The organism is Bacillus sp. RIT 809, assembly GCF_016892495.1.
In the GTDB taxonomy this organism is placed as follows: domain Bacteria; phylum Bacillota; class Bacilli; order Bacillales; family Bacillaceae_G; genus Bacillus_A; species Bacillus_A cereus_U.
Map to the genome: position 1 here is coordinate 13,057 of NZ_JAFEMR010000006.1, position 17,788 is coordinate 30,844.

Here is a 17,788-nt window from a genome sequence, read left to right on the forward strand (position 1 = left end):
AAATGAGTGTAACAATGTAAGTGGAACTCTTATTTTCAGAAAGTTTTATATAATTAAATATCTATTAAACTATAAGATATAAAAAGGAGCGAGAATATGTTACCAAATACGGTTCGTACTCCAAACAAGAAGAAGAAATGGATTATTATCGGAGTTATTGCACTAATTGTTATTGTTGCAGCAGTTAATATTTTTGTAATGCAAGGTAAGAAGAAAGGTACGGCGAAGACAGATGCTGTAAGTTTTGAGAAAGTGACAGAGCGTAAGCTTAATAATACGAAATTAATTTCTGGTCAAGTGAAGCCAGGAAATATTGAAAGTTTCTATGCGGATCCGACTAAAGGAAAAGTGAAAGATATTGCAGTGAAAGAAGGACAAGAAGTAGAAAAAGGAACGAAATTATTCTCTTATGATAATGAAGAAATTAATCTTCAAATGAAGCAAGCTGATCTTGATCAGAAGATGGCTGATATGCGTTATGATCAAGGGAAAAAGAAGATTGATTCATTGAAGAAAGAAATTAAGAAGGTAAAAGATAGTGGGGCTGGAAAAGAAGTAACAGACCCAATGGAAGAGCAAGTAAGTGAGTTAGAAATGGCACAAAAGACAACTGATCTTGAGAAAGAAAAAGGGAAGTTGCAAAAAGAAGAGTTAAATAAAAAGCAGAAAGAACTTACGATTTATAGTAACTTTACGGGTGTTGTTCAAAAGTTAGATAAAGATGCAGCACAAAGTTCATCTCAGGCATTAGGTGGTCAAGGGAAAGCATTCTTGCAAGTTGCTTCTAAAGATCCGTTCCAAGTTCAAGGGACTTTAACAGAGCTTCAAAAGTCACAAATTCAAAAAGATCAAACGTTCACTGTAACTGCGAAAGCAAATAATAAGAAGAAGTGGACAGGTAAGATTACGGAAGTAAGTGAATTCCCAACGAGTGCAGAGATGGCTCAAGCTGCTGGTGAAGGAACTCAAAATATGTCTCAGTATACATATAAAGCAAGTCTTGACAGCCAAGATGGTTTATCTCCAGGTTATCACGTTTCTCTGCAAGTAAGCTTAGAGAATAAAACGATGATTGCTGTTCCAACTAAGAGCATTGTAGAAAAAGGCGAAGATGCATTTGTTTATATCGAAGAGAAAGGAAAGCTTCGTAAACAAAATGTGAAAAAAGGTGCTACTGATGGAGACTGGACAGAGATTGTAGAAGGCACAACAGTGGGGCAAAAGGTGGTTAAAAATCCTTCCGACAACGTGTATGACGGAATGGAAGTGAAAGAGAAATGATTACGTTAAACAATATTTCCAAAACATATTATCAAGGTAAATTGGCAGTACCAATTTTACATGGTATTAGTTTAACGATTCAAAGCGGTGAGTTCGTTTCTATTATGGGACCGTCTGGTTCTGGTAAATCAACGCTTATGAATATTATCGGTTGTTTAGATCGTCCAACAGAAGGCGAATATATGCTGAATGATGTGAATATCTTAACAGCAGACGAGTCAAAACTAGCTTTAATTCGTAATGAATATATCGGCTTTGTGTTCCAGCATTTTAATTTACTTCCGCGTCTTTCCGCAGTGGAAAACGTTGAACTTCCGCTCATCTACGGTGGGGTGAAGAAAGCAGAGCGTCGTCAGAGAGCTCTTGAAGCGCTTGGAAAAGTTGGATTATCAGATAGAGTACACCATTTACCTAGTGAGTTATCAGGTGGACAGAAGCAACGTGTAGCGATTGCGAGATCGATTGCAAATAATCCGACGTTCATTATGGCCGATGAGCCGACAGGTGCACTTGATACGAAGTCTGGTGCACAAGTTATGGATATTTTCACGAAGCTCAATGCAGAAGGTACGACGATTGTTATGGTTACGCATGAAGAAGAGGTAGCTGCTTATTCTTCTCGTCGCATTGTACTAAGGGATGGGAAAATTACAGAAGATAGAAGGTGTGCGGTATGAGCTTACTAGATAGTATGAAAATTGCCTTATCTTCTATTTTAGCTCATAAACTACGCTCAGCTCTGACGATGCTTGGGATTATTATCGGTGTAGGCTCTATTATTACCGTCGTTGCGATTGGGCAAGGCGGGGAAGCTGCACTGAAATCTCAATTTGTTGGGTCAGGTAATCAAACGGTTCCGATTCATTATAGTGCCGATATGAATGATCCTTTTGGTATGGGGATGGTAGAAGCACCGAAGATAACTGAAGAAGATATTTTTGAAATTAAAAAAATTCCAGATATCGCACATGTTGTAACAACAAATTCAAGTATGGAACCACTTGATATTGAAGATAAAATAGAAATGGTGAGTATTACTGGATTAGACAGTGAGTACTTTGCAGTAAATAAAGTAAAGTTGTTAAAGGGACGTTCTTTACAAGAATCAGATGTGGATCAAGGTAATAACGTTGTCATGATTAGTAAACAAATGGAAGAAAAGGTGTTTAAGGATGCCAATCCAGTCGGTAAAATTATTGAAATGAAAGGTCAACCGATGCAAATTATTGGTGTCTATAAATCAGATAACGAGTTTATGGGAATGGGACCATCAGAAGCACTAGTTCCAATTTCATTATGGCCGACACTGTATGGAAAAGATGAAATTCAAAATATTTCTGTTCAAGCAAAAAATGTAGATAATCTAGAAAAAGCAGGTAAAAAAGCTGCAGATGTCTTAAATAGTCGTAAACCGAGTGATGCAACTGGTAAATACGAAGTTATGAATTTAAAAGAAATTCAAGAAGGTATTTCAAAAATGACAGGTATTATGACGATGATCATCGGCGGTATCGCTGGTATTTCACTAGTCGTTGGTGGTATCGGCGTTATGAATATCATGCTTGTATCTGTAACAGAGCGTACGCGTGAAATTGGAGTACGTAAAGCGCTTGGTGCAACACGTAGTAAAATTTTATTACAGTTTTTAATTGAAGCCGTTATGTTAACGCTTCTAGGTGGTTTAATCGGAATTGGTCTTGGGTATGGCGGGGCATATATCGTTTCCACATTTGCGAAGTGGCCACCGCTCGTTTCATGGGAAGTTGTCGTTGGGGGCGTATTGTTCTCTATGACACTAGGTATTATCTTCGGATTAATTCCAGCGAACAAAGCTGCGAAATTAGATCCAATTGAAGCACTTCGTTATGAGTAATTTACTAGTGTAGTAGAGAGGAAAACTCTCTACTACATATTACCGTTCTAGTGGGCGGTTCGTAGCCTCTTGCATGAGGATGTGAACCGCCCGTTAGAACGGGTTATATAAATAGAAGGAGGCGTTATGATGGAAGCGAATTTGAATACGCAAAAGGTTGGTGGAGAGAAGCCGTCATTATTTGGAATGATTACATCTCCAGGCTTACAATTTGAGCGAATGAAGACGAGTGAGAAAGTTTGGGGTATGTTCTTCCTAGTTGCATTGTTACAAGGACTTGTAGGTGGTTTGACGACATATGTCGTGAACACATCACCTGAAATGATTAAAATGCAGAAAGAATTAGGTGAACTTGCTGGTCAGAGTTCAATTACATCAGAAGTTATTTATGGGATTGGATCTGGTTTTGTTGGAGCAATGATTGGTGCATTATTTGTCGCAGCTATTTATAAAATATTTATGATGTTCTTTGGAAATGATACGTCTTATAAAAAAATATTAACGATTGTTATATATACGAATATTGTTCTTATTCTTGGTGGACTTATTAATGGCGTTATAGCTTTAATTTTAGATGGTGGAGCAACGCAATATACAAGCTTGGGGCCATTATTTGAACAAGGTTCAATGGCATATGGAATCGGTAATACGATTGAATTGTTCTATTTATGGAATTTAGTATTAATTTGGTTGGGATTACAAGTTACAGCTGGATTAAGTAAAGTGAAAGCAGCTGTTCCGATTATCGTTTTATTCATTATTAAAGCGGTATTCTTAGCGGCAATTGTTATGTTAATTGCGGCGTTTTTACCAGGTATGCCTGTATAATATGATTGGATTAAAAAGATGGCTCATCCTAGAGCCATCTTTTTTATTTTTACCCCTATTTCAAATACCCCAAGCAGAATTTCAAATACTGCCTAGTGTAATTTCAAATTCCGGCAGTATTATTTGAAATTACCCACAATGAAATTTCCTTTCTCATTTTATATTGTAGAGGTACCGCGGAATACTAAAGAGGTATACCTTTTAGAAACGGGCACTGTGTGAAGCCAGCGACTTTTACAGATACGGTTGTTTTGTATGAAGGTATGATTGTAAATCAAATAAAGAGGTTACATATTTACCAAGATTATGAAGAGTATTATCAATGTGGTTTAATTGGTCTTTGGCATGCGTATGAAAGGTATGAGGAGGAGAAAGGTAGTTTTCCTGCTTATGCGGTTGTAACGGTACGTGGTTATATATTGGAAAGGTTGAAGAAAGAATGCGTAGTGCAAGAGCGGTATGTATGCACGGATGATTATGAGGAACGATTTGAGTGTGAAGATACGGGAACGAGAGCGAAGGACTTTATGAGTGTGTTAGATGAGAGGGAGAGGCACATCATTTCAGAGCGATTTTTCTCAGGGAAAAATATGGGGGAGATAGCGTCTGAAATGGGGATGACGTACTATCAAGTGAGGTGGGTATATCGACAAGCACTTGAGAAAATGAGAGATAGTGTAAGGGGATAAGAACAATAAGTAGAATGGAAGGCAAAGGAAATATTGCGTTCCATTCTATTTACATTAAGGCAGTAAATGTGGCAAGGGGTTTTTTAAGTGTAGTGAATCTTTTATGTTCATTCGGGATAATATATGTCCAGATTTGAAAAATTGTTGCTGTAACTTATGAGAACCTATTTGTATTGTTATGGTAGTTCCGTTAAAAAAATGAATGTTAGCCTTGTTAGTTTTTTTGGAAAACTCTATCTCCTCTATATGGTTATAGAACAGCCAAATACAGTTTGGAGAAGAAGGAGATTCTGTTGGGAAAGCACAAATATATTCTTTATGATTAATCGGAATTGGAACATTTTGTTTGAGCTTAAAGTTTATTTGGACTGCACGACGTCTACCTTGATAAGTAGAATGAACATGTGTTAGACAAGATTTCTTTATGAGTTGGATAGCTGTTTGGCAAGAGTGCAGGGGGTTGCCGCTACTGTCGATCATTTTTGTCCGGTAATAAGGGTGTTTGCAAGGTTCGAGCATCATTGTAGAACTAGAAATAAAAATATCATTTTCATTATTCATGATTCTAAAATCCTCCCTTATAAAATTAGTATTCTGAATATAATTATATACGAATAATGTAAAATTGTTGTTAATCTTTTGTTTCGTATTGTAAATTTTCACGGTTCGTTTACAATCAATAGATGATAGTCTTTCTAATTTGCATCGCTTGTACATATATATGAAAATAGAAAAGAGTAGGCGGTGATATAGTATGAAAAAAAAGTATATTATTATGGCTCTAGCTGTTGTTCTCTTAGTTTATTTAGCAAACAGTAATCCGGGTAAGGGAGAATATACGGATTGGGCAGCAAAACAATTTATGAAGCGTAATGATGTGAGTAAGAAGTTAGAAGAGGTTGAGAAAGAAAATAAAGAGGGTATACTTGGCGACTTAGCATCAGCGGGAAAGAAATTGGCAAATAAGTATGTTGAACCACAAGTTGGATTATTAATCGAACATTATACAAAGCGAAATGATTATATTTTCTTCTCAACATATACGACAGAGTTTGATTTAGGCGGAGAGAATTATAAGTATGTTTGTGTTGGTTTTTCAAACATCTTTATTCCAATTGAAATGCCGAAGAAAAAAGACGAATCTGCAAAATAATGCAGATTCGCCTTTTTGATTTACGGAGTGATCTGAACTTCAGATACAGTTTTTTCTACGAGGCGAGCTCCTTTTTTACGAGTATTTTCACCAATGGATGAAAATACAGATGAAGAAAGAATGGTATCCATTACTTGATTTACGACTAGTTCATTTACTGGTGTAATGGGATTATCGATAGAAAAGATAACTGTTTTTCCATCTTCTTTCACGAAAACTAACTCTAGTACTTGCATGCTTTATTCCCTCCTTTTTAATTACAGGTTAGAAAGATCTGACGTGCTTACAAGTTGTACAGCGTGAAGTGATGATTGTTGTAGTGAAGCAAGAGCGCGTGCTACTTCATGCACTTTTCCTAAATCTGCATTTGTTTTCACACGTTTGAACTGCTTGTTCTTAAAAATTGTTTTACCGTTTTTGTCTAATCCTCCGTTTAATACAAGGCGTAAAGTTAAATCCATTACGATTGTTTCAACTGCCATGTTTATCACCCCCTTTCACTTTATAAATAGGGGGTAAATGTCATGTTTTGGCGTGAAATTTTTTCTTTTTTTTGGTACTCTTAAAAGACTAAGAGAGGAGCTTTCGGGAGAATGAATCGTAAATGGTTATTTTGGATTCCTGTATTACTATGGATGGGGATTATTTTCTATTCTTCAGCACAGCCATATAAAAAACAGGATATGCGCTCGGATATTGAGCAATATATAAATGTTGAGTTTGTGAAAGAGCATTTTTCATGGGTATCTATCGATTATGGCGGAGGTACGCCTGTTAGTATCGCAAATAAAGGTGTAGGTGGATTTGTTGAGTTTTTCCTTCGTAAAGGTGCTCATTTTATGGTGTTCTTTATGCTTGGTTCATTGACGTATTATGCTTTTCATCGATCGGGTTATTCGAGAAAAAGGTGCTTTGCATACGCTCTCCTTTTCGTTGCCGGGTATGCAACATTTGATGAAATTCATCAATGGTTTACGGGAGACCGTACACCGATGTGGCAAGATTCATTGCTTGATACGTGCGGCGGGTTAACAGGAATTATAATAAGCAATTGGTTTTGGCATAGAAAAAGGAGCTAATCTCAGTTAGAGATTTGCTCCTTTTTCATTTATCCACTTTATACGCCAAGTAATTCTTTTAGTTCGTCTGTTGATAGTTCGGTCATCCAACTATCGCTTGTAATGACGGCGTTGTTTAATGATTGTTTTCGTTCTAACATTTCATCAATTTTCTCTTCAAGTGTTCCTGTTGTAATAAGCTTATGAACGTGAACGAAGCGTTTTTGACCGATGCGATAAGCACGGTCTGTTGCTTGGTTTTCTACAGCTGGATTCCACCAACGGTCATAGTGAATGACATGGTTAGCAGCAGTTAAGTTTAATCCTGTTCCGCCGGCCTTTAACGATAAGATGAAGATATCATACGTTCCGTTTTGGAACTGCTCAATCATCTTGTCACGCTCTTTCTTTGGTACGCTCCCGTTTAAGAAGAGGACGCGCTGACCAAATGTTTCTTCTAACATACTTTTTAGCATGTTCCCCATGCCAATGTACTGAGTGAAGATTAAGCAACTTTCATTTTGGTCTTTTATATTTTCGATGAGCTCCATTACCGTTTTTGTTTTCATAGAGCGCTCGACGATATTTTGTGGTTCTTCTTCTTTCAAATAAAGGGCTGGATGGTTACAAATTTGTTTTAGCTTGTTCAGCATAAGTAATATAAATCCGCGTCTTTCAATTCCGCTTAATCCTTCTACATTTTGCAATGTATCTTGAACAAGTTGTTCGTATAAGGAAGCCTGTTCACCAGTTAGTGAACAATAAGCTTTCTGTTCTTGTTTATCTGGTAAGTTTAATGCGACTGTTTGATCTTTCTTCGTACGACGCAGTAAAAACGGCGAGATAAACCGCTGAACTTGCTGGATTTTTCCTTCATCGCGATCCTTTTCAATCGGTGTGACGAAGCGGCGCTGGAATTGTCCTAAGCTTCCGAGATACCCATGATTGATAAAGTCGAAAATAGACCAAAGCTCAGCAAGTCGGTTTTCCATCGGTGTACCGGTCAAAGCAATTTTATGATTTGCTTGTAAGTTTCTTACTGCTTTCGACTGTTTCGTATGCGGGTTTTTTATATTTTGTGCTTCGTCTAAAATAACAGCGTCCCAGCATAACGTACTAAGTTCTTCTTCATCAAGCTGAGCTAATGCATAAGAAGTTAATATAACATCTGCTGATTGAAGAAAATCTTTAAATGACTCATCCTTAGCTCGGTTACTACCATAGTGTAACTGAACACGTAAACTTGGTGCGAAACGCTCAAATTCTTTTTGCCAATTTCCAAGGACTGATGTTGGTGCCACAATTAATGCAGGACCTGTTTGGAGATTGTTTTCTTTAGCGTATAGTAAGTAAGTTATTGTTTGAATACTTTTTCCGAGTCCCATATCATCGGCTAATAATGCCCCAAATCCAAGCTTTCGTAAGTATAGCAACCATTCAATCCCATGTTGTTGATACGGGCGGAGTGTTGCTTGTAGCGAAGATGGTGTATCTACTTTTGGAATATCTCCAATGTGCAGAAGCTTTTGGAAAAGTTCTTCATAATATCCATCTAGTTCGATTTCAATATCGCTAAACGGACTATCGTCTTCTACAATTTCTGTTTCCGCCGTGCTAGATAAATGTTGCTGCAACACGTCTTTCATTTCTAGTCCATATTTATCGGCACGGTGCATTAGTTTTCTTACTTCTTCAATAAAGGCAGGATCAAGTCTCATCCATTGACCATTTAAATTGAAAAGACGCTTGTTCTGCTCAACGAGTTCGAAAAATTCGCTTTCTGATAAATCAATTCCGTCCGTTGAAATGCGCCAGTCGAAATTAACGAGCGTATTCATACCGAAGAAAGACTGTGTTTGTGCTGTACTTTGCTTCAGCTGTACACGTAACCTTGGTTTTGTTGCTTTTAAATTTTGCCACCATGATGGTAGTAAAATTGTAATACCTGCTGCGAGTAATTCATTGCTTGCTTCGGTTAAGAAGTTCCAAGCTTCCGTTTCAAAGAGTTCTTCTCGGAACTTGTCGTCTTCTTTTAGCCACGGTACGAGCTTACTGAATCCTTCTTGTGTTTCAAGAATCCGTTCTTCGTAATCGTGCCATCGTTTTGGCAAGGAATCGATACTTTCATATACATATATGCGATGCGCACCACGTTTTGGTGTAACGATTGTTTCAAGCTTCCACATTTCAAGTTCTTCTTGCGGTTCTTGTAGTCTTAAGCCGACTGTAAATGGAAGGTCATCTTCAATGTAACCAATTTTTCGAAGCCAATCTTCTTCATGTAGTGCTGCTTCCAATTGCCTTTTCGTAAAGTCGTAATGTTCATATAGTCTCTTTGCATCTTCCCATCCGTCATTTGAGCGAGCATCTTGCAAAATACTTTCGTTCACAGCGGCAGAGAAAAGCGATGCTAACATGTCATCTTCAATTGAGGTATTCTGAACTTTCCAAGATGGCTGCTGAGACCAATGCTTCATGTCAGGTGCGAAGCTGCCGCTGACGAAAGCGTCCCATAATTCACTTGCGTCCTTTGTAAGTGCCGTAATAGGACCGTTCATTTGCATATTTGCAAATGAATTCATCGGTTTATTTGCGATGTATTCAAATGCCTGTGCATTCGTTAACATAACGCCTTGTTTTCCCTCATACGTTGCTTCTTTTAAAAACGTTCCGTAGAAGGAAGTAGAGTGCCATGCGAATGCATTTTTTTTCCAAGTTGCTACGGATAAGAGCGTACCGCTATCATCTTCTCCCCAAAGGAACCAACCTTGACTAACGTGCTGGAGCCTAATTGTTACTTCAGTTTGTATGATCATCGATTAATTTTCCTCTCCGTAATTCCTCTTGTAGTGCACGCAGACGTGAATGTAAGTTAGCGATATGAATAATGAAAGCATCCCATTCATCAGTTCGTTTCAGTCGTTTATAAAGCATACGTAATTTCTTTAAGTAACGAACGGCACGTTTATATGATTTGCGATTTCGCTCTTCAATTGCTTCCATTGCGGCATGGTGATAAAGAGGAAGTGCTGCTTCGGGCGCTTCTTTTTCAATATCTTTCAATGGTTCTTTCAAAAGTTCGATTACTTCGAATCCATATAAGAGCTGAAGTTCCGTCCATGCATGGTATTGTTTCTTCGCTAGTACGTATTGTTCATAATTTGTGAAACTATACGGTAATAGTTCTTGTAAAATCATTTCTAATCCCGCTTGTTCATTCGTATGCGTTGCATATGTCTCATACATCATCACAAATAATCGAACGATATCTTGTATGAAGACGGTATTCTCTTGTTCCGTTATCGTTTCTTTTACTTGTTTATAAGTAAAGGAAAGCCAGCTTTTAGCACGGTCCCACTGCATCGCACTTAATAACTCTTCTAACCAATAGAAGTAAAGGCTCACAACAGAAGCAGGCTGTTTTTTGAGTAATTCCATTGCCGATAAGTCTTCATTATTTAAAAAGAGCAGATGAGAAGATGCTAATGCTTTGGAAAGTGGATTGATTTTAGCATCGATTCGTTTTTCTTCTTCTTGTAGCTGCTCTTCTGTTCTTAACAGTTCACCCCATACGTGACGATAAATGAAGAATCGCTCTTGTGTATAGGCATCGGTAGAGAAGAATGCTTCATGTATGAGCCGAGCTGTTTCTTGTAAAATCGGTTTGGATTCTTCTGGAATCGCCTCTGTTTTTAGGTCCCTAACGGTAGATTCAACTTTATCAACGAATAGGCGAACGACGTTAACTGGTTGGTGATAAGAATATAGTTTGTTTGCTTCAAATTCTTGAATTTCTTCTAATAATTTTTGAAAGCAATAAAGTGCCGCGTGCAACTTAAATAATTCATGAATAGCAACGATGCGCGGAGCTTTCCGTTCTAATTTTGTATAGAAGTCTGTAAAAAGACTCATAAGAAAATACATTTGTTTATAAGTGAGCCGCGCTTGTTCTTTTTTAAATGATTCATATTCATTTTCAAAGTATGTTTGCCAACTTTTATAATCCATTTCTTCAAAAGCTGATGATTGCAATACTTGTCGTGCAGTTCGAATAGGAGGAAGAGAAGGTTTTGTATTATTTTTGAATAAAGTTAATACATCTCCTACCTGCCCAAAACTAGAAGCTGCAGATAGTAACACAGCAAGCATATGCTGACATTGCGTTGGCGCGAAGCAATCGCAATAGCTTTCAGTGACATTACGAATCGGGATGTGAACGCTATATACACTGCCTTCAGCATTTACAGTTCCGGATAGTGTATAGCCATCAAAGTCAACGTTATAGACAACACCACTACGATATAGGTGCCGAGCTGTAGCGACATGCTCCTGATCAGCAACTTGCTGTGGATCAAGCCCTTGAACGAATTCATTCGCAATCATCATAATTTCATCTTTCGTAATTGAGTCTTGCAGCATAATATTCCTCCGTACACAGATTTCTTTCCTTTACCATTATAAACAAAAAATGCTCAAAACAGAAAAAATGAAATTCTGATTCCCAAAAAGGATGTTGCCTAGTTGAACTTTCCTACTAGGAACATCCTTTTTGGGAATTAAGAGCGTGATTCTTGTAATACCGCTTTTACATATGGATCATGTAATATTTGTTTTATAATTGGTAACATGTTTTGCTCGAATGGAATATCAATAGGGAATGGCTTTTGAGAGCCTGGTTTTATTCCGTATTGTACGAGTTTGTAATGTGTATTTTCTTCAGACTTGAGCACAATTAATTTATAGCGATTGTCATCGTTTGTTAGCGAGAAGTCAATTGCGATTGCATCATATGTTACATCATCTTTATATATGTACGGTTTTGGTGTACCGACCCAGTCTACTTTTGCTTGTATATTCATGGACATAACCCCCTTATAGCTATTATAAAAAAATAAAAGCCAGCTCTCAATAAAGAGAACCGGCTGTAATTTAGCATTCATTGGTTATTTTAAAATTTTCACTTTAACAGTTTTGCGTCCCCATTTTTGAGAAGCGCTATCTGATCCAAGTAGAACGTCGATACGGTTACCTTTAATTGCACCGCCAGTATCACCAGCGATTGCTTCTCCATAACCTTCAACCCATACTTTAGATCCTAATGGGATTACTTTCGGGTCAACAGCGATCATTTTCATGTTTGGGTTCGCTGTTAGGTCATGACCCATTGCAGTTAATACACGGCCGCCGTATGTGCCACCGTTTTCGCTCGGATGAGCTGTATATGCTGTAGCTACAACTGTTAACTCACGACCATTAGAAGGTTCGCTAGTTTCAGCAGCTTTCACAGCAGGCTTAGCAGCTGTTTTTACTGGTGCAGGTGCTTGAGCCTTAGCTGGCGCTTGAGCTTTAGCAGGAGCAGGCGTTTCTTGTTTCTCGATAACAGGTGCTGTACCTGTTAAGAAAGGAACATGAACATAAGCCGTTTTCCCGTTATATTCAAATTGTAACCACTCATTTTGTACTTGGTTCGTTGTTTCGATCATATCGTCTTTCTTAAGCGTTCCAAGAATTTCTGAGTTTGTGTTCGCTTCAGCACGTACATTTAATACGTTAGCTGTTACATAGTAAGAGTTCTTTGTAAACTCTGTACTTACGAATGCGTCTTTACCATCTAATTTGATTTGTGACCATCCGTTTTCTGTATTTAGAACATCTAATTTATGACCATTCTGTAATTTACCGACAACTTTTGATTCAGTAGTAGGGTTTTCTCGTACATTTAGTACGTCTGTTTTTACAACAGTTTCTGCGTTAGCAGATGCGGTGAAAATCCCAAGACCAAAAACTGCTGCTGTTGCTATTCCAATTAATTTTTTCATGATAGCCTCCATTGCGTTTGTTTTCGTGTCCTCATTATAGCAACAGATTTTTTCGGATTTTGGGAAAACACACAATTACAAACCATTCGTAATAAGTCGTTAACAATTTGTAATATAGCTAGAATTAGAGGAAAGCGTTTTTCACTCCGTACTTTTAGTAGGTTTATAGTTATAGTCAAAATTTTTACTACAACATTTTTTTCAGTGGAGATAAAAGTATTGCTAAAGTGTTACGAAATGATTACTATACAGTTACATTCCTTGAGTATTTTACCGTTTTATGGGTAATATAGTTATATAAACATAAACATCTCGTTTGTGAAGTTATAAACACGCGCTATATACTAGCAAAAAAACCGCATAATTGTTACAAGAAGAAAGGGTTATAAAGAATAAATCTGCCCTTTTTTAAAACTGTAACACATCCTTTTTTGGGAAAATCTCTTCCCATCCGCATTTTTCTCACACAATTTGACAGTAGTATTCCAATCTTGTAGCTCTTGCAGAGTGAAAAGGTTGTACGGAAGGTAAGGCTGTCCACAAGAACTCTAATTGGTGAAGGCAAACTTGAGAGAGCCGAAAGAAAATCACCACAAAAAACTATGGTTTTCTATCCGATTTAACACATCGGAATTTATGATATTTACAAGAAATGAAACATACGAAGGGGGATTTGATGAGGAAACTGACGAAAACATTTATTGTCTCATTAACATTATGTATTACATTTACACTTTGGGGGATTATTCCCGAATCTATTATTGGAAAAGGTAGCTTAGGAAATGTAACGACTGCAATTCAAGCTGCGTTAGTTAGTAAGTTTGGATGGTTTTATATTATTTCCGTTTCTATTTTCTTAGGAATTGCTACTTTCTTAATTGTTTCTAAGTACGGTTCGATTCGTTTAGGTAAAGATGATGATGAACCTGATTATAGTTATATGACATGGTTTGCTATGTTATTTAGTGCCGGTATGGGAATCGGTTTGGTTTTCTGGGGCGTTGCAGAACCATTGAATCATTTATACACACCTCCGTTTGGAGAGGGTGCGACTGAAGAGAGTGCACGTCTTGCACTTCGTTTCTCATTTTTCCATTGGGGATTACATCCGTGGGGATTATATGCACTTGTAGCATTATGTATTGCGTATTTTACATTTAGAAAAGGAAGAGCAAGTACAATTAGTGCGACAGTGGGTCCACTATTTAAAGGCGGTGAACATGGCCGTATTGCACATATGTTTGATGTTCTAGCTGTATTTGCGACAGTATTTGGTGTGGCGACATCATTAGGACTTGGGGCAAAGCAAATTGCGGGTGGTGTTAGTTATTTAACATCCATTCCAAACTCATTACCGACACAGTTAGTAATCATCGGAATTGTAACTGTTCTTTATATGCTATCTGCACAAACGGGACTCGATAAAGGAATTAAATATTTAAGTAATGCGAATATTATTTTAGCGTTTGCACTTATGATAATTGTATTATTTGCAGGTCCAACAAACTTTATTATGAATTATTTCACTTCAACAATCGGATCATACATTCAAGAATTACCAAGTATGAGTTTCCGTTTAAGTCCATTAAATGAAGGCGGAAATCAATGGATTCAGTCATGGACAATTTTCTACTGGGCATGGTGGATTGCATGGTCACCATTCGTAGGTACGTTTATTGCTCGTGTGTCACGCGGGCGTACAATTCGTGAATTTGTTATTGGTGTGTTACTCGTACCAACAGTAATTGGTGCGCTTTGGTTCTCTGTTTTCGGAGGAACAGGTATTCATATGGAATTGTTCGACGGGGCGAATATATATGGTCAAATTAAAGAAATGGGCACAGAAGTAGGATTGTTTGCTATGTTAGACCAGATGGGTAGTATGGGCCCGGCTTTATGTGTGTTAGCTATTTTACTTATTTCAACATTCTTTATTACATCGGCAGACTCTGCTACGTTTGTTCTAGCGATGTTAACGACACATGGTAGCTTAAACCCACCAAATCGCATCAAAATGGTTTGGGGTATTGTTCTAGCGGCGATAGCTTCGACCTTATTGTATGTCGGTGGATTAGAGGCGCTGCAAACTGCGTCGATTATTGCGGCATTCCCATTTGTATTTGTTATTTTCTTTATGATTGCAGCGTTGTTTAAAGAACTGCAAAAAGAAGGACGTATGAAACAACATTAATAATAGAAGAAAAAAATTCTGCATATATAAATAGTATTAGGACTGTCGAATGTCGGCAGTCCTTTTTCACTGTTCTATACTATTGTAGGAAAAGCATTACTTTGTTGCGGAATACTATAGATATCGGTAATTTAAAAAGAAAAATCGATATAGTTCGACAATATCCGATATTTTACACATTATATTCATATTTGTGACAAAAATATGTCGGAAATGTGTTGTCACTTTTATGTATATGTGCTATATTATTTCCTGTAAGCGATTTCAAATAGTTTTAAATCGCATTCAAGGGGGACAACTAGAATAATGAAACGTTACGAAAGAAAGTGGAAGCATATTTGCTTGAAACGTGTGGCACATCGAAATGCCCAAGAAAGCACGGAACCGAAGACTGAAACTCGTAAAGAGCATCAAGAGAAGCAATTGGTTCTACAAAAATAGCAATCACTTTTTCGTATATAAATGAAGGTCGATCGTTCGTTGGGGGATGGACGTGAAATAACTTTCTGCTAAGGGGTATTGTCTGATATATAGTATTACGGTAAAAAATAAGCACAGAGCATACGGCGCTCTGTGCTTATTTTTTAATGAAATCTATTTTTCTTTTTTAAATCGTACTGTTTTATCCCAACCAATTACTTGTTTCTTGCTCTTTGCGCGTAAGTAAAGAATGAGACTGCGAATAAACAAATACGTAAAGAGCTGTGCGTACGTAAAGTACATAATGACGCTTATGAAAATGTTGGTCGGTGTAAAGGTTCGTTCGACGCTCTGGGCACTAAATAATTGAGAAACATATGTAATATATGCGACATACCACATAAATAGTAATGGAATGCTATATTGAATTTGGAATATGCCGAGCAGTCCAATTACAAACCAAACGTTTGAAATGATTAGGAATAGCCAAAATACGACATACACTAAAACTTGTTGTAAGGAATGGACGAGAAGTTTCCCTTTAAAGAAGCTTAACGAAGAAAACATTTTTTCTAAAATGTATAAGTTTCCTTGAAGCCAACGTGTACGCTGTTTAATAAGAATGTTTAAATGCTCAGGTTCTTGTTCCCATGTAATCGATTCCGGGACGATTGGTAAGAGATAGCCCTTTTGGGTAATTCTTAATGTTAATTCGGCATCCTCTGCGATTGCATAAGGGTCATAGCCGCCAAGTTCTTCTAATGCGGAACGACGAAGAAGCATATTTGTTCCGGTTAGTGAACCTGTTTGGAATAATAGCCAGCGTCCAGATTGCATAAGGAGCTGGAAAATCTGAAATTCTAATGAAATCATTCGTGTAAGCCAATTTCTTTTTTCATTTACTGTACGAACGTGTCCAACTGCTCCAACGGCATCCTTTGTTGTTTCAGCATGTTCTACGAGCATTCGCAGTGCATGTGGTTCAGGTTGATTATCTGCATCGTAAACACAGAAATATTCACCATCCGAAATGCTAAGGCCGTAGTTTAATACACGCGATTTTCCTTTCGGTTCGCCAGGTGGTACACGAATGTGATGAATATGAGCATAAGCTCTGTCGAAATCATCGCCAATTTCAGGTGTTTCATCTTGAGAGTTATCGTTTAATAAATAAACGTTTAGTTTGCCTGGGTATTCAATCTTTGCCATCGCTTCCAAGGTATCTTTAATAACAACCCCTTCATTATGGGCAGGTATTAAAATATCTACACTTGGATAATGTTCTAGCGTACGATCTTTTCGTTTACTATTTCGATGAATTAAGCCTGCAATTGTTAAGAAAGAGTAATAAACGAGTAAACCAGAGAATAGAAAGGCCGTAAAAATCAATACATATTTAATTGAAAATGTGATGCTGATCCAGAAAACAAGTACACAAAACAAAATAAATAAAAGAAGCATAACGAGTGTCATCATAGTGGGGTATGTCCTTTTGTATTGATTTGTTCTCGTTTTATTTTAATATCTTGAATTGCTTCAGCAGCAAGCCATTGCTTCATTTTTGGATGTAGACGGTTCATTACAATGTCAGCACCGGCTTCATTTGTATTTTGTAATAAAATGACTAATGTGTTGCTGTCATATTCAGCAGCAAGGTCAAAGTCAGTTCTGACTGTATCAACTAATAATGAAGCTACACGATCCATGACGCTTTCCTTCGTATATTTACTAAAGGAAGTGAAATCGAAGAAAATGATAATGCCTGTTTCATTACGACGATTCATCGCAGTTGTTAATAATGCTTGTCGTCTTTCGAATTCTTGTCTTGTTAATAATTTTGATTCTCCAATGTATTGCTCAAGCACTCTCACTCGTTCAGTTAACTCTTTATTTTTAAGGATAACCTTTTTTAATAGATGGGTTGAAATATAAACAATGAAGAAGTTAGCTGCCATCAGGAAGTGGGTAATAATATATTCCCATTGATCTGATGTACTCCATAAGTGAAGCCATGCTTCATAAAATAAATAGAATACTGAAATAATGGTTCCCAGTATGAAGAAAATAAATGCTGTTTTATCAGCTAAAAATAGGAATAGTACATTTATGATGACATATATAATTGTAAAAATGAGCGCGTGCTCATATTTCGTCACATGTACAGTAGTAAAATAAAATAAAATTTGTAAAATCCACATAGAGAGGACTTTATAGGACTTATCTTTCACGAAACGTTCCTCCTTAAAGATAATTCGTGCTGGATATTTGTAGTATGCACAATTATTAAGAAATGGACCATGTAGCTGGAAGTCCTTTTTTAGTGAGCGACATCAAGTAGTATCCCTCTTGTACAAGAAAAAATAAACAGACATACTAATTATTGTAACATATTGTCTATACATCTAGACATAAAGGGTTTAATATATATAAAAATTATGTTTATACTATATAAAAAAGCCTCCTTTTTAAAAAGGAG

General features: G+C 37.1%; 18 protein-coding genes. 9 read left to right on the forward strand and 9 right to left on the reverse strand.

Features of this window, described 5'->3' with window-relative positions; genetic code table 11:
• Positions 1-96 precede the first annotated feature (96 nt).
• The 5 genes from JTF23_RS08450 to JTF23_RS08470 all read left to right on the forward strand — a co-directional run bounded on the left by JTF23_RS08450 (position 97) and on the right by JTF23_RS08470 (position 4,671).
• Entirely contained in the window at positions 97-1,281 is a 1,185-nt protein-coding gene (locus tag JTF23_RS08450) for an efflux RND transporter periplasmic adaptor subunit (protein ID WP_016093602.1), read from the forward strand.
• Positions 1,278-1,958 (forward strand): ABC transporter ATP-binding protein, encoded by a 681-nt coding sequence (locus JTF23_RS08455; RefSeq protein ID WP_002159820.1) that lies wholly within the window; start codon positions 1,278-1,280, stop codon positions 1,956-1,958. Before JTF23_RS08450 ends, JTF23_RS08455 begins: the two co-directional genes overlap by 4 nt.
• Positions 1,955-3,154 (forward strand): ABC transporter permease, encoded by a 1,200-nt coding sequence (locus JTF23_RS08460; protein ID WP_204208505.1) that lies wholly within the window; start codon positions 1,955-1,957, stop codon positions 3,152-3,154. Before JTF23_RS08455 ends, JTF23_RS08460 begins: the two co-directional genes overlap by 4 nt.
• Positions 3,155-3,283: 129 nt before the next feature.
• On the forward strand, positions 3,284-3,982 hold the full coding sequence (gene yknW, locus JTF23_RS08465) for a YknW family membrane protein (RefSeq protein WP_204208506.1): 699 nt from the start codon (positions 3,284-3,286) through the stop codon (positions 3,980-3,982).
• A 218-nt stretch (positions 3,983-4,200) separates the two neighbouring features.
• Positions 4,201-4,671: a sigma-70 family RNA polymerase sigma factor gene (locus tag JTF23_RS08470; RefSeq protein ID WP_204208507.1), complete on the forward strand. Its 471-nt coding sequence runs from the start codon at positions 4,201-4,203 to the stop codon at positions 4,669-4,671.
• A 54-nt stretch (positions 4,672-4,725) separates the two neighbouring features.
• On the opposite strand, the gene JTF23_RS08475 is transcribed toward JTF23_RS08470, so the two are convergent.
• The gene (locus tag JTF23_RS08475; protein WP_088099696.1) at positions 4,726-5,232 is read right to left on the reverse strand and encodes a competence protein ComK; all 507 of its coding nucleotides are present in this window, start codon (positions 5,230-5,232) and stop codon (positions 4,726-4,728) included.
• Between the two features lie 193 nt (positions 5,233-5,425).
• Between JTF23_RS08475 and JTF23_RS08480 the strand changes: the two genes are divergently transcribed.
• Positions 5,426-5,824, forward strand: coding sequence for a DUF4359 domain-containing protein (locus JTF23_RS08480; protein WP_002034805.1), 399 nt, complete (start codon positions 5,426-5,428; stop codon positions 5,822-5,824).
• Between the two features lie 20 nt (positions 5,825-5,844).
• Here JTF23_RS08480 and JTF23_RS08485 read toward each other — a convergent pair whose 3' ends face one another.
• Both JTF23_RS08485 and JTF23_RS08490 read right to left on the reverse strand, forming a co-directional pair.
• Positions 5,845-6,060 (reverse strand): DUF2922 domain-containing protein, encoded by a 216-nt coding sequence (locus JTF23_RS08485; RefSeq protein ID WP_204208508.1) that lies wholly within the window; start codon positions 6,058-6,060, stop codon positions 5,845-5,847.
• A gap of 21 nt (positions 6,061-6,081) precedes the next feature.
• Complete coding sequence (locus JTF23_RS08490; RefSeq protein ID WP_204208509.1) at positions 6,082-6,306, reverse strand: DUF1659 domain-containing protein; 225 nt, start codon at positions 6,304-6,306, stop codon at positions 6,082-6,084.
• A 111-nt stretch (positions 6,307-6,417) separates the two neighbouring features.
• Between JTF23_RS08490 and JTF23_RS08495 the strand changes: the two genes are divergently transcribed.
• On the forward strand, positions 6,418-6,903 hold the full coding sequence (locus JTF23_RS08495; protein ID WP_002068432.1) for a VanZ family protein: 486 nt from the start codon (positions 6,418-6,420) through the stop codon (positions 6,901-6,903).
• A 38-nt stretch (positions 6,904-6,941) separates the two neighbouring features.
• Here the strand turns inward: JTF23_RS08495 and JTF23_RS08500 are convergent, their stop codons facing one another.
• From JTF23_RS08500 to JTF23_RS08515, 4 genes are all read right to left on the reverse strand, one after another.
• A complete protein-coding gene (locus tag JTF23_RS08500; RefSeq protein WP_016106660.1) occupies positions 6,942-9,698 on the reverse strand; it encodes a DEAD/DEAH box helicase in 2,757 nt (918 codons plus the stop codon).
• Entirely contained in the window at positions 9,682-11,301 is a 1,620-nt protein-coding gene (locus tag JTF23_RS08505) for an SWIM zinc finger family protein (protein WP_204208510.1), read from the reverse strand. Before JTF23_RS08505 ends, JTF23_RS08500 begins: the two co-directional genes overlap by 17 nt.
• 137 nt (positions 11,302-11,438) lie before the next feature.
• Positions 11,439-11,741, reverse strand: coding sequence for a DUF3910 family protein (locus JTF23_RS08510; RefSeq protein WP_199715268.1), 303 nt, complete (start codon positions 11,739-11,741; stop codon positions 11,439-11,441).
• 84 nt (positions 11,742-11,825) lie between these two features.
• Positions 11,826-12,701, reverse strand: a complete 876-nt coding sequence (locus JTF23_RS08515; protein WP_016106657.1) for a cell wall-binding protein EntA — start codon at positions 12,699-12,701, stop codon at positions 11,826-11,828.
• A gap of 676 nt (positions 12,702-13,377) precedes the next feature.
• On the opposite strand from JTF23_RS08515, the gene opuD reads away from it, so the two are divergent.
• Together opuD and JTF23_RS28105 are read left to right on the forward strand one after the other, a co-directional pair.
• Positions 13,378-14,892: a glycine betaine transporter OpuD gene (gene opuD / locus JTF23_RS08520; protein ID WP_204208511.1), complete on the forward strand. Its 1,515-nt coding sequence runs from the start codon at positions 13,378-13,380 to the stop codon at positions 14,890-14,892.
• A 306-nt stretch (positions 14,893-15,198) separates the two neighbouring features.
• The gene (locus JTF23_RS28105) at positions 15,199-15,333 is read left to right on the forward strand and encodes a hypothetical protein (protein WP_002068447.1); all 135 of its coding nucleotides are present in this window, start codon (positions 15,199-15,201) and stop codon (positions 15,331-15,333) included.
• A 153-nt stretch (positions 15,334-15,486) separates the two neighbouring features.
• On the opposite strand, the gene JTF23_RS08525 is transcribed toward JTF23_RS28105, so the two are convergent.
• Complete coding sequence (locus JTF23_RS08525) at positions 15,487-16,788, reverse strand: glycosyltransferase family 2 protein (protein WP_204208512.1); 1,302 nt, start codon at positions 16,786-16,788, stop codon at positions 15,487-15,489.
• Positions 16,785-17,540, reverse strand: a complete 756-nt coding sequence (locus JTF23_RS08530; RefSeq protein ID WP_204208513.1) for a diguanylate cyclase domain-containing protein — start codon at positions 17,538-17,540, stop codon at positions 16,785-16,787. Before JTF23_RS08530 ends, JTF23_RS08525 begins: the two co-directional genes overlap by 4 nt.
• Between the last annotated feature and the right edge of the window lie 248 nt (positions 17,541-17,788).